This window comes from Kangiella marina, from assembly GCF_039541235.1.
In the GTDB taxonomy this organism is placed as follows: Bacteria; Pseudomonadota; Gammaproteobacteria; order Enterobacterales; family Kangiellaceae; genus Kangiella; species Kangiella marina.
The window spans coordinates 289,246-303,475 of the sequence record NZ_BAABFV010000002.1; the positions used below are offsets into that span (position 1 = coordinate 289,246).

General features: G+C 44.0%; 9 protein-coding genes. 7 read left to right on the top strand and 2 right to left on the bottom strand.

What is annotated here, in order from left to right:
• Window positions 1–6 precede the first annotated feature (6 nt).
• Genes ABD943_RS09475 through ABD943_RS09485 form a run of 3 tightly spaced genes read left to right on the top strand, consistent with a single transcriptional unit; the run spans window position 7 to window position 6,624 of the window.
• On the top strand, window positions 7–2,679 hold the full coding sequence (locus ABD943_RS09475) for a PD-(D/E)XK nuclease family protein (RefSeq protein WP_345292946.1): 2,673 nt from the start codon (window positions 7–9) through the stop codon (window positions 2,677–2,679).
• The gene (locus tag ABD943_RS09480) at window positions 2,672–6,046 is read left to right on the top strand and encodes a UvrD-helicase domain-containing protein (protein ID WP_345292947.1); all 3,375 of its coding nucleotides are present in this window, start codon (window positions 2,672–2,674) and stop codon (window positions 6,044–6,046) included. Before ABD943_RS09475 ends, ABD943_RS09480 begins: the two co-directional genes overlap by 8 nt.
• A 38-nt stretch (window positions 6,047–6,084) precedes the next feature.
• Window positions 6,085–6,624, top strand: a complete 540-nt coding sequence (locus tag ABD943_RS09485; protein ID WP_345292948.1) for a GNAT family N-acetyltransferase — start codon at window positions 6,085–6,087, stop codon at window positions 6,622–6,624.
• Window positions 6,625–6,668: 44 nt separating this feature from the next.
• Here the strand turns inward: ABD943_RS09485 and ABD943_RS09490 are convergent, their stop codons facing one another.
• Window positions 6,669–8,519 (bottom strand): DUF885 domain-containing protein, encoded by a 1,851-nt coding sequence (locus tag ABD943_RS09490; protein ID WP_345292949.1) that lies wholly within the window; start codon window positions 8,517–8,519, stop codon window positions 6,669–6,671.
• A 176-nt stretch (window positions 8,520–8,695) separates the two neighbouring features.
• Between ABD943_RS09490 and ABD943_RS09495 the strand changes: the two genes are divergently transcribed.
• From ABD943_RS09495 to ABD943_RS09510, 4 genes are all read left to right on the top strand, one after another.
• Window positions 8,696–9,187 (top strand): DUF4442 domain-containing protein, encoded by a 492-nt coding sequence (locus ABD943_RS09495; RefSeq protein ID WP_345292950.1) that lies wholly within the window; start codon window positions 8,696–8,698, stop codon window positions 9,185–9,187.
• 388 nt (window positions 9,188–9,575) lie between these two features.
• Window positions 9,576–10,674 (top strand): peptide chain release factor 2 gene (prfB, locus tag ABD943_RS09500; protein WP_345292951.1). Its coding sequence is split into 2 segments (ribosomal slippage): window positions 9,576–9,650 and window positions 9,652–10,674, totalling 1,098 coding nucleotides; the frame shifts between segments, so codons are not numbered across the junction.
• A 227-nt stretch (window positions 10,675–10,901) separates the two neighbouring features.
• Window positions 10,902–12,401 (top strand): lysine--tRNA ligase, encoded by a 1,500-nt coding sequence (lysS, locus tag ABD943_RS09505; protein WP_345292952.1) that lies wholly within the window; start codon window positions 10,902–10,904, stop codon window positions 12,399–12,401.
• A 267-nt stretch (window positions 12,402–12,668) separates the two neighbouring features.
• Window positions 12,669–12,932 carry a DUF3081 family protein gene (locus tag ABD943_RS09510; protein ID WP_345292953.1) on the top strand — a complete coding sequence of 88 codons (264 nt, stop codon included), beginning with the start codon at window positions 12,669–12,671 and terminating at the stop codon, window positions 12,930–12,932.
• A 48-nt stretch (window positions 12,933–12,980) separates the two neighbouring features.
• Here the strand turns inward: ABD943_RS09510 and fabB are convergent, their stop codons facing one another.
• Complete coding sequence (gene fabB / locus ABD943_RS09515) at window positions 12,981–14,195, bottom strand: beta-ketoacyl-ACP synthase I (protein WP_345292954.1); 1,215 nt, start codon at window positions 14,193–14,195, stop codon at window positions 12,981–12,983.
• Between the last annotated feature and the right edge of the window lie 35 nt (window positions 14,196–14,230).

Sequence of the window (14,230 nt, forward strand, 5' to 3'; positions counted from 1 at the left end):
AACGCCATGGATTTTTCAATGCTGGATGCGGAGCAAACGCTTATTATCACAGCCAGTAGACGGCAGTCTCGATTCCTAAGAGAGCAATATGCTCATTATCAATTAGAGCAGGAAAAGGACGTATGGCACAGTTTAAAGGCGATGCCTTGGTCGGCTTTTATTAATCATTGCTGGGAGATGGCGCTTGATGCTGGAAAGCCGTTGCCGATTCGACTGAGCCAGACCCAGAGCCAACATATTTGGCAGACTATGGTCGCCAAGTCAGATATCACTCAGACTTTATTAAATGCCAAACAGACACAAAAATTATCACACGATGCTTGGCGTCTGTGTCAGCAGTGGCAAATTGAAACCTTGGATTATTTACCGGGCGATCAAGACCAGGTCGCTTTCGAAACTTGGTTTAAGGAATATCAGAAGCTGTTGAGTCAAAAGGATTGGGTGGATAGTTACCAACAGCCTAATCATTTGCTCGATGTTTTTAGTGCCATTGTGGATCAACTTCCAGATACGATTATTACTTACGGCTTTCAGCAACCAACGCCACAACAGTCTTCATTGTTTGAACGATTACAGCAGCACAAAAATGTAACCTCATGGCAGCTGCTTGAAGCGCAAGCGCCAAGGCAGCTAAACATACATGCTCTGCCTGATCCGAAAACTGAAATATTAGCGGCAGTGCGCTGGGCGAAGGATAAGCTTAAGCAGAATGAACAGACAGATATCGCCATAGTGGTGCCTGAACTGGATAAGTGGCGGCCCTATATCGAGCGTGTCATTCAACGAGAATTTTATGCCAAAAGTCTGGCTGATGGTGAAGACAGTCACCAGCAACTGCATGACTTTTCGATTGATGAAAGTTTGTCGCAGCAGCCTTTAGTTGCGGTGGTTATTGATTGGTTAAGGCTCACTTGCGGCAGTCTCAGTAAACAACAATTGCAACATCTTTTGTTGTCCCCCTACCTCTACAGTGAGCGTGAAGATCACTGGCAAGCGACTCAACTTGAGCTGTACGTCAGGCAGTCGACTAAATCGTACTATACTTTAGATGAACTTCTGAAAATGAGTCGACGGTTAAAGATTCAGTTATCTTGGCTTGGTGCGGCTGAACAATGGCAACAAGTCGAGCATAAGCGACAGGATCTTAAGTCACATATCAGTGATGTGTTGAGGTTACTTGAAGAACTCCATTGGACTGGCTATCGCAGTTTATCGAGCCGTGAGTATCAGGTGCAACAAACGTTCGTTGAAGCCATAAAATCTGCGCAAAGTTTACAGCGGGTACTTGCTGAAAGCATGACCTATCCCTTTGCCTGCAACATCCTGTTTGAGTGTTTAGATCAACAAAGCTTTCATCAACAAAGACCTCGTGCACCGCTACAAATTGTTGGCATGTTAGAAGCGATTGGTTTGCGTTTTAGTGCTGTCTGGTTGGTTGGTGCAACGGATCAGGTGTTACCGCAAAAGGCTGTTCCTAATCCGTTTTTATCAAAAGCGTTGCATGCCCAATATGATTTACCCGGATCATCACATTTGCGTGAGGTTGAGTATGCAAAGTCGGTACTGGATTCACTGCTACCCAATAAAGATGTTGTGGTGAGTTATGCCGAGTTTGATGGTGAGCAAGAACAAATGATCAGTCCTTTGCTGCAGTCACTCACCGAGCGTCATCCTATTGAAAAGCTAGACCTCGAGTCTGATTTACCGCAGTGGTTGGCAGGATGGAGCGATATTAAGCACTTAGAGTATTATGAAGATAGTAGAGGTCTACCAATTGCTCAAAATTTCGAAGTGCGAGGAGGTACCGGCTTATTGCGAATGCAAGCCGCTTCGCCTTTTGATGCTTATTTGAAATACCGTTTGCAACTCGAGCCCTTTGAAGTAGATGGTTTGGGTGTCTCTTTTATGGATCGAGGAAACATGTTCCATAAAGCGATGCAGTTGATTTGGCAGCGACTAGAGAACCAAGCAAACTTATTGGCGTTAAGTGCAGATGCACAAGAAGAGCTCATCTGTAAAACGCTAGATTTTGTGTTATCAGAGGCGAGTCGGGAAGTTTACTTATTGAATAACGCTTCATTTCGTGAGATTGAAAAGCATCGGTTAAAGGCACTCGTTGTAGAGTCTTTAGAGCTAGATAAGCAAAGAGACTCTTTCAAAGTGATCGCAACTGAGGCTGCTAAAACACTTGAGTTAGCAGGTTTACAATTCAGTATGATCATCGACCGAATTGATCAACTTGATGATGGAAGTTTACTTATCATCGATTATAAAACTGGACAGCCATCATTGATGTCTTTATTCCGAGAGCCGATAGCCGAACCCCAACTACTGCTTTACGCCATAGCTGAGCATAAGCTTGAGCAGCCGGTGGCTGGTATTGTATTCATGCAAGCTCATCTTAAAGCCAGTAAATATATTGGTGTCACCGATGAGCCTGAGGTATTGGAAGGCGTCAAAGCGCTAAGAGACATTAAGTACAATCCGTATGCCGATAATTTTGAACACGCTATTCAGCAGTGGAAGCAGATGCTTGAAAAGATTGCTCAAGATTTTAAAAGCGGCAAAGCCAACCTTTCGGAGTACAGTGGTGACTTTGTGGACTACACATCCATTAGCCGTTGGTCGCAAAGAGATCTCAATGTACAGGCACTGATAGAAGGAGAGGAGCATGAGTAATGTCTTAATACCTCCTGATCAGGACGTTCGCGAACAAGCTATTGATGCCAGCCATTCTTACATCGTTCAAGCACCAGCCGGTGCGGGGAAAACGAGTCTCTTAACACAGCGCATTTTGAATCTGCTAGCTGTTGTTGATAATCCTGAAGAGATAGTGGCAATTACTTTTACTCGAAAAGCTGCGGCAGAAATGCGACATCGCTTAATTGAAGCACTATTATCCGCGAAATCTCCTGAGCCAACCGAACCTCATAATAAAACGACTTGGCGTTTAGCCCGCGCGGTTCTAGAAAAAGACCAAGTGCATCAGTGGAATTTGTTGAGCAATAGTCATCGGTTGCGGGTCATGACCATTGACTCTTTATCCAGCATGATTGCAAATCAAATGCCGGTTTTAAGTAGCTTGGGCGGTTCGATGAGTATCACCAGCTTTGCAAAAGAATCGTATCAACGAGCTGCTGAATCGATTCTGAGTTATTTGGATGATGACGACTATGGACCGCATATTTTAAGACTTCTGGCGCACCTTGATAATCAGGTCGAAAAATTGATTGGCTTGCTGGCGAAAATGTTAGGTAAAAGAGATCAGTGGTTGCGTTTACTGGGGGCTGGTGAGCTCGATATTGATGTGTTGCAAGATGGTATTCATCAGATTGCTCAACTTCGACTGCAAAGGTTGGCTCCTTACCGTGCAAAACTGGAACACGGAACGTTACTCCAAGCGATTCACTTTGCATCCGGTTTTTTAGAGTCTGGGCATGAGCTGAGTGCATTAAAAAATGTTACCGAATTACCCAGCTTTAATGTTGACAATCTTGCTGAATGGAAAGCCATCGCAGAGTTTTGTTTAGTTAAAGCGGGAACCTTTAAAAAACAGCTGAATAAAAAGATTGGTTTATTAGCTGATGGTGACTTGCAGGGAGACGATAAACAAACTGGGAAACAACTTAAAGCCGATCTGAAAGCGTTATTCAGTGATTGGTCCGAAGTTCCTGATTTTGCCGACACTCTTAATGATATACGAAACCTTCCTTTGGCAGTCTATAGTGAGGACCAGCAACAAATACTGTATTCCCTGCTGCATCTTCTAAGGTTGGTGACGGGTTCATTAACTGTTGATTTTCAATCAAACGCTGAAGCTGATTTTATTGAGATTGCGTTAGCGGCCGATCGAGCTCTCGGACACTTTGAAGAACCTTCTGAGTTAGCTTTAAAGCTGGATTATAAAATCCAACATTTATTAGTAGACGAATTTCAAGATACCTCTTTTACGCAGTACCAGTTATTAAGCAAATTAATAGCAGGGTGGCAAGAAGGCGATGGCAAGACATTATTTTTAGTGGGCGACCCGATGCAATCGATATATCGATTCAGAGAAGCGAATGTTGGGTTATTTATCCGAACCCAACAGGAAGGCATTAACGGCTTTGCAGTTAAACCGTTACAGTTGACTGCTAACTTCCGCTCATCCCCTGCAGTTATCGACTGGGTCAATCGACGCTTTAATACAATATTCCCGAGTCATGACGATGTATTGCTTGGGGCCGTTAGTTACAGTCCCGCTGAAGCTATGAAGTCTTCCTCGGAAAGTCATGGCGTTGAGTTCTTGGTAAACTTTGATCGCCCTGACTTAACCGAATCTGAGGCAATCGCGAAGCGTATATCGTCGATCATAAGCGAGCACCCCGAGGGCTCCATCGCGGTTTTGGTGCGGGGACGTAGCCATGCTCAAGATTTAATGGAATCGCTCCGATTTAAAGGCATCAGCTACTATGCAAAAGACATGGAGTTTTTAGCCCACAGAAGTTGTGTCAGTGATCTCATGGCTCTGTGTCGGTTGGTGTTACAGCCGCAGGATGCGATTGCATGGACAGCGTTACTAAAGTCACCGCTGGTCGGTTTGGGGTTAACGGATTTAACCTATCTTTATCAAACTTTCGGTCACAACTATTGGACAATGTTAGATGAATATCAACAGTTAGCCACGCTTTCTAACGGTGGGGCAGTACGCCTTAAAAAGCTTCGCCAAGCGATGATGCCAATGATGGACTGTGCTGGGCGAAAACCACTCAGTCAGCTTCTGGAAACTGTTTGGCTCTCACTGGGTGGTCCGAGTGTGCTTTTAAATGCGGATGAGTTGTCAGAAGTCTACTCAATGTTTGATCTCTTGATTGAGCTTGAGCAGCGTGAAACAAACTTAAGCATAGATCGAATAACCACAGCATTGGCGGAGTTATTTGCCAATCAGCAAGCGGAAGGTGCACAAGTCGAAATTATGACTATGCACAAGTCAAAAGGTCTTGAGTTTGATACGGTTATTTTGCCATCGTTGCAGCGTAAAAAGCGAGCGGATGATCACCAGTTACTGTTGTGGGAAGAGTTTACCGCTAATGATGAGCAAGGGTATTTGTTGGCACCCATTCAGGCGGCTGAACAACAGGAACCGATTTACCAATTAGCGCGTGATATCCAAAATAAAAAAGCTGCATTTGAAGATGCGCGAGTGTTGTATGTCGCCGCCACCCGTGCGAAAAAACGGTTAATTCTGAGCTCAGAATTAAAGCTGAAATTTGATGAGGAAAAATCCGAATGGTCCTATAGCTCGATCGATAAACGTTCTTTGCTCTATTACTTGTTACCACATTATGAAAACGTCATTGAGCGTGAGTTTCAGCAGTGTGTGGATAATGGGGAGAGCTTGGACGAGGGGAATGAGGGGCCGGTATTTTATGATGGCTGGTATCGATTAAAGGATAGTTACACGACACCGGTGGTCGAGAATCAAGTAACTACAATGGATAAACCATCGGTTGAACAGGACGAATTGGATTTTGACTGGGCCAGTGATATTGCACGTATCGTTGGTGTGGTTGTGCATAAACAATTGGAGCTCATAGGGCTGGGTAGGCAAAGCTTTGAGGCTTTAAAACGTGACGATTATCAAGTAATTCGACGACAGCTAGCTGAGTCACTGCAAACAGAACAAGATATTGCAATGGCTTTTAGTAAATCGAAAACGGCGCTGACCAATGTTGAAAGCGATGATAAAGGCTGTTGGATTTTGTCACCGCATGAGGATGATCGCTGTGAGTGGGAATTGACTGGCAAGGCGGTTGATGCCTTGGGTAACGCCATAGTCAGAAACTATGTGATTGACAGGAGTTTTGTTGATGATGGGGTTCGTTGGATCATCGATTACAAAACCGGTGACCATCAGAGCTCTGATACTGAAAACTTTATTCAGAATGAAGTAGAGCGTTATGGCCCACAATTAGAGCAGTATAAAAGCATGGTAAGCCGCGTTGAAACACGCCCTATTAAAACGGCGCTGTATTTCCCGATGTTAAAACGCTTCGTGGAAGTATAACAAGGTAAGGTATCAACCGAAGAGCAAGGTAAAGTGGAATGAAGGAAAGTATTGATACTGGTCGTCTCCTCATGCGACCGCTAAAAGAGTCTGATTTCGAGGATTATTGCGAATATGCCATGGATCCTGAAGTGATGAAGTACATCATGCCAGTCTCAAATAAAAGAGAAGCTCATGACATTTTTTTGCGCCACTTTGGGGAGTGGACGGGCGAAGAAGGGCGCTGGATGGGTGCAGCTGTTATCTTGAAATCTGACGATAAGCTTATCGGCGATATCGGCTTTCGTTATGCTAGCAAGTATCACCAGCAGATAGAGATCGGTTACAAGTTCAATCGGAACTATCATGGTCATGGTTACGGTACTGAAGCTGTTAGGGAGATGCTTAAAATTATTCTCAGGGACTGGCCATGCCATAAAATTATTGCTTACTGTGAGCCAAGGAACATTGCCTCATGGAAGCTCATGGAGCATTTTGGCATGAAACGGGAAGGGTACTTTAAGGAACACTTTAATTTTGATGGTCGCTGGCAGGATGAAGTGGCTTATGGTTGTCTCATAAAGAATATCAAGCTTTAGAAAAAAGGAGCCGTCAGGCTCCTTTTGTATTTATACTCTTAATTTTAGCTTTGTTCCTTAGTCTTTATCCACTCACGAATTTTTGTTTTAAGAACTGGCATTGGAAGTGCGCCGTCAATTAATACTTGAGTGTGGAACTCGCGTATATCAAATTGATCACCCAGTGCCTTCTCAGCTTCAGCTCGTAAACGACTGATTTCGCGTTGTCCTACTTTGTAAGAAACGGCTTGCCCAGGCCATGCAATATAACGCTCAACTTCAGAAATAACATCAGTATCAGCCATCGATGAGTTTTCCATCATGTAGTCAATCGCTTGTTGACGTGACCAGCCTTTAGCATGAAGACCGGTATCCACCACTAAGCGCATAGCACGAAGCATTTCATCACTTAAGCGACCATAATATTGCATTGGATCAGTGAACATGCCCATCTCTTTACCAATTGACTCTGCATACAAAGCCCAACCTTCAGAGAATACACTTAAGCCACCAAAGCGTCTAAACATCGGCAATCCTTCAACTTCCTGCTGTAGTGAGATTTGGAAGTGATGGCCCGGTGCAGCTTCGTGAATGGACAAAGTTTCCATGCCGTATTTTGGCTGTCCCTTTAGGTTGAAAGTATTGACGTAGAATACGCCTGGGCGCGAACCGTCTGGGCTTCCAGGCATATACGAGGCGCCAGCAGATGACTCAGCACGATAGGCTTCAACAGCGCGAACCTCGTAGTCTGATTTAGGCTCAATATCAAACATGGTAGGTAACAACTTGTTAACTTTGGTTTGAAGATCACGATATCCTTGAAGCAGATCTTCTTCATTGTCGTAGTAGAATTCAGGATTGCTTTGAACGTAGGCAAACCATTCCGCTAAGGTTTCTCCTTCAAAGTCGACTTCCTTCATGACTTGTTTCATTTCAGCACGAATACGAGCCACTTCGTCTAAGCCAAACTGATGAATGTCGTCAGCCGTTAGTCCCGTGGTGGTGTAGGTTTTTAACTGGTAGTTATACCAAGCTTCACCGTTTGGTTGCTCGCTTAAACCAAAAGTATCGCGCGCATGCTCAAGGTAATCATCTTTGATAAAATCATGAAGTCTTTGATAAGCGGGCACAATCTGCTGATTGATCGACGCTTTGTACTCAGCGGTTAATCGCTCTTTATCTTCAGCAGAGAAAGACTCCGGGAGATTTGCGATTGGTTGATAGAATACACTGTCTTCTGGTGACTCTACGACATGGGCTTTAAGTTGTGGGATAACCTTTTCCATCAAAGCTTTGGGTTGTACCACATTCTGCTCAATCCCTTGGTTCATATTGATGATAATTTGATCCATCACCGCAATACCATCATTAACCCGCTTCAACCAGTTTTCGTAGTCTTCGACCGTTTCAAAAGGTTGCAGACTTTTGCCTGACCCCAGTTGCGCAAAAAAGCTGGCGATGTTGTTGGATTGATTGATCGGGATCAAGTGTCCCGGGAATTGTTCGCCTTCGAGCTGCATTTCGGATTGATAAACAAAAACATCATAGCTCAATCGATCTTGACCAGAAAGCAAGCCTCTATCAATCGACTTGATTTTGTCTAACCACTTAACAGTAAAGTCATGAGACTTTTTTTGAAACTCAGGAGACAGGAAGTTAGGTAGTTGATCATTGTAGCGCTTATCGCCGATTGCGGTTGCTTGGATGGGGTTTAATGCAAGGCCCTCTTCAAAATTTTCAGCAAACAGCTGGTTCAGTTTCTCAGACGCCTGTTCAGCGGTCATCGTCACTTCTGGCTTATCATTACTAGCAGCGACTGTGGTGTCGCCCTGAGTTTGAGTTGTCATTTGATTGTCGTCAGAGCACGCGCTTAAAGCTAAAGCGATGCTTAGACTTAGTGCGGTTATTTTTGTCATTGTATTCCTCAAGGATGAATCGAGAGTATTCTGTGAAAATAAACATTACCACAAAATTATTGCCTTAAATCACTTTGAAATATCTTTTTACACATAATCTTGGTTGTGTCATTATTATCTGGTCAGTCCAGATGTTTGTAAATCAACGCGTGTTACAGTGAGATTAGGGGAGTGCTATGAGTCGAGATAACCGTTTAGCGAGATTAGTAAAGAAAATCGAAGGCTACCCTTCATTTTTGAGAAAGCCATTGCTGAATATGGCGCTGCGTAAAACGGTGAAGCTGGTTGGAACCGCAAAGGTTGAAGTTTTGCAGCTGACTAAAGAACACTCCCAGTTTAGATTACAAAATCGTAAGAAAGTCCAAAACCATATTGGTACCATTCATGCGGCAGGCATGGCGCTTATCGCTGAAACAGCAACCGGAATGGTTGTAGGTATGAATGTTCCTGATGATAAAGTCCCGGTGATCAAAACTCTCAAAGTTAACTTTCTAAAGCGAGCCAAAGGTGACTTAGTGGCCAAGGCTCACCTGAGTGACGAACAAATACAGGATATCCTGACTTTAGAAAAGGGTGAGGTTGAAGTTGCTGTTTCGGTGACCGATGAAGAGGGGAAGGAGCCGATAGAGTGTCAAATGGTGTGGGCCTGGACTCCGAAGCGCCACTAAAATCCATACTCGTCGCTTAGGCGGTGTTAAATCAAAAATTCTTTCTAGTCATTTACTAAAGTAAACTCCTTTTAAGAATTTTTGATTTGCCTAGCCTAAGTCTAGCCTATGAATTTTAAGTACAGTTTACATTCATATCGCAAAAACTAGATTGAGCTGTAACCCCAATAACTGTCAACCAGAAGGCTGCTCGCTTGCGTTGGCTCAGTATCTCAGCTTAGGACTTATCCTTAGAATCTACTATTTTCACCTTATCTCTAACATTTCTTGCGATTTTGGCTATAAGGCTAGGTTTATGGCTATGCAGCTGTCCTTCTATTGGTTAAAATATGCTCCTTTTGCATAGAAATAGCGTGGAAATGCCACGGAATAGTGCTTTTGGGGATGTATGTTAGAAGTTAATCCATTAAGAGAACAATTAAAAGGTATGTCTGAGCGTGTTGAGACGCTTAGGGGGTATCTTTGACTTTGATACCAAGCAAGAACGTTTAGAAGAAGTCACCAAAGAATTAGAGCAACCTGATGTGTGGAATGATCAGGAGCGAGCCCAAGCGCTGGGTCAAGAGCGTGCAAAATTAGAAGGCGTGGTTAATACCATTCTAGAATTGGAGCAGGGCGTTACCGATCACTCGGATTTGCTCGAAATAGCGGTAGAAGAAAACGATGCCGACAGTGCCGAGATGATCGAGACTGAAGTCCAAGGCTTAGAAAAAATGTTAGCCAAACTTGAGTTTAGACGCATGTTCTCCGGCGAGATGGATGAAAATAACGCTTACTTGGATATCCAAGCAGGTTCGGGCGGAACCGAGGCTCAAGATTGGGCCAGTATGTTGCTTCGTATGTACTTACGCTGGGCAGAAAGCCGAGGCTTTAAAGTTGAAGTGACGGAAGAATCAGATGGCGATGTCGCGGGCATTAAAAGCGCGACTATCAAAGTTGATGGCGAGTATGCTTACGGTTGGTTAAGAACCGAAACAGGCGTTCATCGTTTAGTGCGTAAATCGCCTTTCGACTCTGGCAACCGACGTCATACCTCGTTCGCATCAGTGTTTGTTTATCCAGAAGTTGATGATGATATTGATATCGAGGTTAATCCAGCAGATTTGCGAGTTGATACCTATCGAGCGAGCGGAGCTGGTGGTCAGCACGTCAATAAAACTGACTCGGCGATACGACTGACGCATATTCCAACAGGAATTGTGGTGCAGTGTCAGAATGATCGCTCTCAGCATAAAAACCGTGCTGAAGCGATGAAGATGATGAAAGCCAAGCTCTATGAGCTCGAAATGCAAAAGCAGCGAGAAGAGCAGCAAGCATTAGAAGACTCCAAGTCAGATATTGGCTGGGGCAGCCAAATTCGATCGTATGTCCTGGATCAGTCTCGGATCAAAGATTTAAGAACCGGTCATGAGTCGAGCAGTACTCAGGCGGTGTTGGATGGGGATTTGGATAGTTTTATCGAGGCATCCTTAAAGGCTGGCGTATAACCTACTGCGCTTGCAAATACTGCGTTATATTGTAGCTGCAAATGCTCACTTACCTGCATGGTAAGCTCCGCTTTTCGCTTACAATATGCCTTGTCTTTGCTTCGCTCGTGACGGTTATATTGAGTCAATGAATTAATGTATTCACAGAAAAATGATGTGTTATTTCGTACCGTAGGTCGGTACTTGTTTTAATAAAGAAAGTAATTAACTTGAGGTGAAGAGAAAAAATGAGCAATCAAGAAACCCCAGTCGTCGACGTCAACGAACAAATTACCTTGCGTAAAGAGAAGTTGGCTGAGAAACGAAAACAGGGGATTGCCTTTCCGAACGACTTCCGTCGTGATTCCCTAGCTGCAGATATCGCTGAAGAATTTGGCGATAAAGAAAAGCCTGAGCTTGAGGAAATCGGTAAGAAGGTGAAGGTTGCTGGTCGCATCATGTTATTCCGTAACATGGGTAAAGCGAGCTTTATCACCATTCAAGATATGTCTGGCCGTATTCAGTCTTACGTGCGCAAAGATCAAGTTGGCGATGAAGTTTATGATGACTTCAAAACTTGGGATATCGGCGACATCGTTGGTATCGAAGGTACGGTCTTTAAAACCAATAAAGGTGAGCTTTCAGTTAAAGCGTCTGATATTAAGTTGCTGACCAAGTCACTCCGCCCGCTACCTGACAAGTGGGGCGGTTTATCGGATCAAGAAACCCGTTACCGTCAACGTTATGTAGATTTAATCGTGAATGAAGACTCGCGCGCGACATTTATTGCTCGCTCAAAAGTGGTTAAAGCGATTCGTGATTTCTTAGAAGCTCGTGAGTTTTTGGAAGTTGAAACACCAATGATGCACGTGATTCCTGGCGGTGCTACAGCAAAGCCATTTGAAACGCATCACAATGCTTTGGACATGCCACTATTCCTACGAGTTGCGCCTGAATTGTACTTGAAGCGTTTAGTCGTTGGTGGCCTAGAAAAAGTTTTCGAGATTAACCGTAATTTCCGTAACGAAGGATTATCGACGCGCCACAATCCTGAGTTCACGATGCTTGAGTTCTACTGGGGTTATGCGGATTACAATGATCTGATGGATTTAACCGAAGAAATGTTACGTTACACCGTTGAGTCAGTATTAGGTAAAACCGTGTTTGACAGCAGTGGTGCGACTTACGATTTCGGTAAGCCATTTGAGCGTATGACGGTACTTGAAGCAATTGTTAAGTATTTACCTGAAGTCTCTATCGAACAGCTGAATGATTTAGAATCGGCTAAAAAGATTGCTAAAGCTAGCAACGTGAAGATTGAAGACTCTTGGGGCTTAGGCAAAATTCAAATTGAAATCTTCGAAGAAGTGGCTGAACATAAGCTGATTCAACCAACGTTTATTACGGCTTACCCAGCGGAAGTCTCGCCTCTAGCACGCCGTAACGATGACAATCCTTTTGTGACGGATCGCTTTGAATTCTTTGCAGGTGGCCGTGAGTTGGCGAATGGCTTCTCGGAGTTGAATGATGCCGAAGATCAAGCCGAGCGTTTTAAAGCGCAAGTTGAAGCCAAAGACGCAGGCGATGATGAAGCGATGCACTATGACGCAGATTATATTCGTGCGCTAGAGTATGGCTTACCGCCAACAGCGGGTGAGGGCATTGGTATCGATCGTTTGGTGATGCTGTTGACTGACAGCCCTTCGATTCGTGACGTACTGTTATTCCCGCATATGCGTCCCGAATAAACTGGTCTTTTTCACTTCTAACTTTGTTGCAGGACGTTTCTGCGGGATTCATTAACTATTTGTTAACTCTATTCCTCGAAACGTCCGCGCCTCGTTAGAAGCGAAAAATTCTGCGTTTAAGGTACATAAAACCTTCGCATATGATCAATTTACAAGAGTAAATTCCGCGATGCAAATTCCTTAAAGCCCGCGTTTCTAGCGGGCTTTTTTGTATCTATCGTAGTCACTTTTCGTTAGGATATTAGCAAATAATTTGAAGGAGCTAACATGTCTTCTGACATTGATATTCGTATGGCGTTGCGCGCTTACCAAAAGATTGTAGAGCTGGGTGAAAAGCGTGGTAATAAGCATTATTACAAAGGTATTAGTGCTTATTCAGACTTGGATGGTTACAACGTGGATTTAACCGATGATAAAGTGACTTTAAGTATTAACTTCCATAGTAAGTATAACTTGGACTATAAAAGTGCTTTAGACAAGGATGAGTTTATGGAGAAACTACAGAAGATTGATAATATTAAGGCTAAATAAAGACACTGGATCCCGCGGTCTAACCGCGGGATGACTGTATTGTTAATATTATTCAGCTTTTTCAAATAACAGTGAACAGTTAGTACCACCAAAACCAAAACTATTTGATAAGAAGCTTTTAATTTCAGTATCATCCATGCGCTTCTGAACGATCGGTAGACCTTGGGCTTTCTCATCTAACTCAGTGATGTTGGCTGAAGCAGCGATAAAGTTATTCTGCATCATGATCAATGAATAAATCGCCTCATGAACACCTGTTGCCCCGAGTGAGTGACCGGCAAGAGATTTGGTTGAAGCAATGTAAGGCACCTTGTCACCAAACACTTCTTTGATTGCGCCCAGTTCTGCGGTATCACCAACCGGTGTACTGGTGCCGTGAGTATTCACGTAATCGACAGGCTGTTTAGCATTCGCAAGTGCTTGTTGCATGCAGCGTACTGCACCTTCGCCTGAAGGAGCTACCATGTCGTAGCCATCTGATGTCGCGCCATAACCTGTGATTTCAGCATAAATTTTCGCACCACGGGCTTTTGCGTGCTCGTACTCTTCTAGAACCAAGCAACCGCCACCCGAAGAAATCACAAAACCGTCACGGTTTGCGTCATAAGGGCGTGATGCTGTTTCTGGAGTGTCATTATATTTGCTGGATAATGCGCCCATGGCATCGAACAGCACCGTTAAGCGCCAATCTTCTTCTTCGCCACCGCCTGCAAACATGATGTCTTGTTTGCCTAACTGGATTTGCTCCAAGGCATTGCCGATACAGTGCGCGCTGGTGGCGCAAGCTGATGAGATCGTGTAGTTAACCCCTTTAATCTTAAATGGGGTAGCCAAACAAGCAGAGGTTGTACTGCCCATGGTTTTTGGAACCGCGTATGGGCCAATACGTTTTGGGCCGCGGTCTTTGGCGATATCGATTGACTCAACCTGTGCTTTTTGAGAAGCGCCACCGGATCCCATGATAATACCAGTACGATGATTCGACACCAGCTCTTCGGGAAGATTGGCGTCAGCAATTGCTTGTTCCATCGCGATATAAGAATAGGCTGCTGCATCACCCATAAAACGTAACTTTTTACGATCTATGTGCTCGCTTACGTCGATATCCGGTTTTCCAGCAAGGTGACTGCGAAGCCCATGTTCTTCATAGGCGTCTACTTTTTTAATACCAGATTTGCCATCAAACAATGACTGCTTTACATCATCAACATTGTTGCCGAGGCAGGATACGATTCCCATGCCTGTAACTACTACTCTTTTCACAATAAAACTCGCTTAATTCACTAATGTATCTATTT

Bases quoted from the DNA above. Each gene is read 5' to 3' on its own strand.
- ABD943_RS09475 (WP_345292946.1), top strand. From the start codon at position 7: ATGGATTTTTCAATGCTGGATGCGGAGCAAACGCTTATTATCACAGCC.
- lysS (WP_345292952.1), top strand. From the start codon at position 10,902: ATGAGCAATCAAGAAACCCCAGTCGTCGACGTCAACGAACAAATTACC.
- ABD943_RS09480 (WP_345292947.1), top strand. From the start codon at position 2,672: ATGAGTAATGTCTTAATACCTCCTGATCAGGACGTTCGCGAACAAGCT.
- ABD943_RS09510 (WP_345292953.1), top strand. From the start codon at position 12,669: ATGTCTTCTGACATTGATATTCGTATGGCGTTGCGCGCTTACCAAAAG.
- ABD943_RS09490 (WP_345292949.1), bottom strand. From the start codon at position 8,519: ATGACAAAAATAACCGCACTAAGTCTAAGCATCGCTTTAGCTTTAAGC.
- ABD943_RS09495 (WP_345292950.1), top strand. From the start codon at position 8,696: ATGAGTCGAGATAACCGTTTAGCGAGATTAGTAAAGAAAATCGAAGGC.
- ABD943_RS09485 (WP_345292948.1), top strand. From the start codon at position 6,085: ATGAAGGAAAGTATTGATACTGGTCGTCTCCTCATGCGACCGCTAAAA.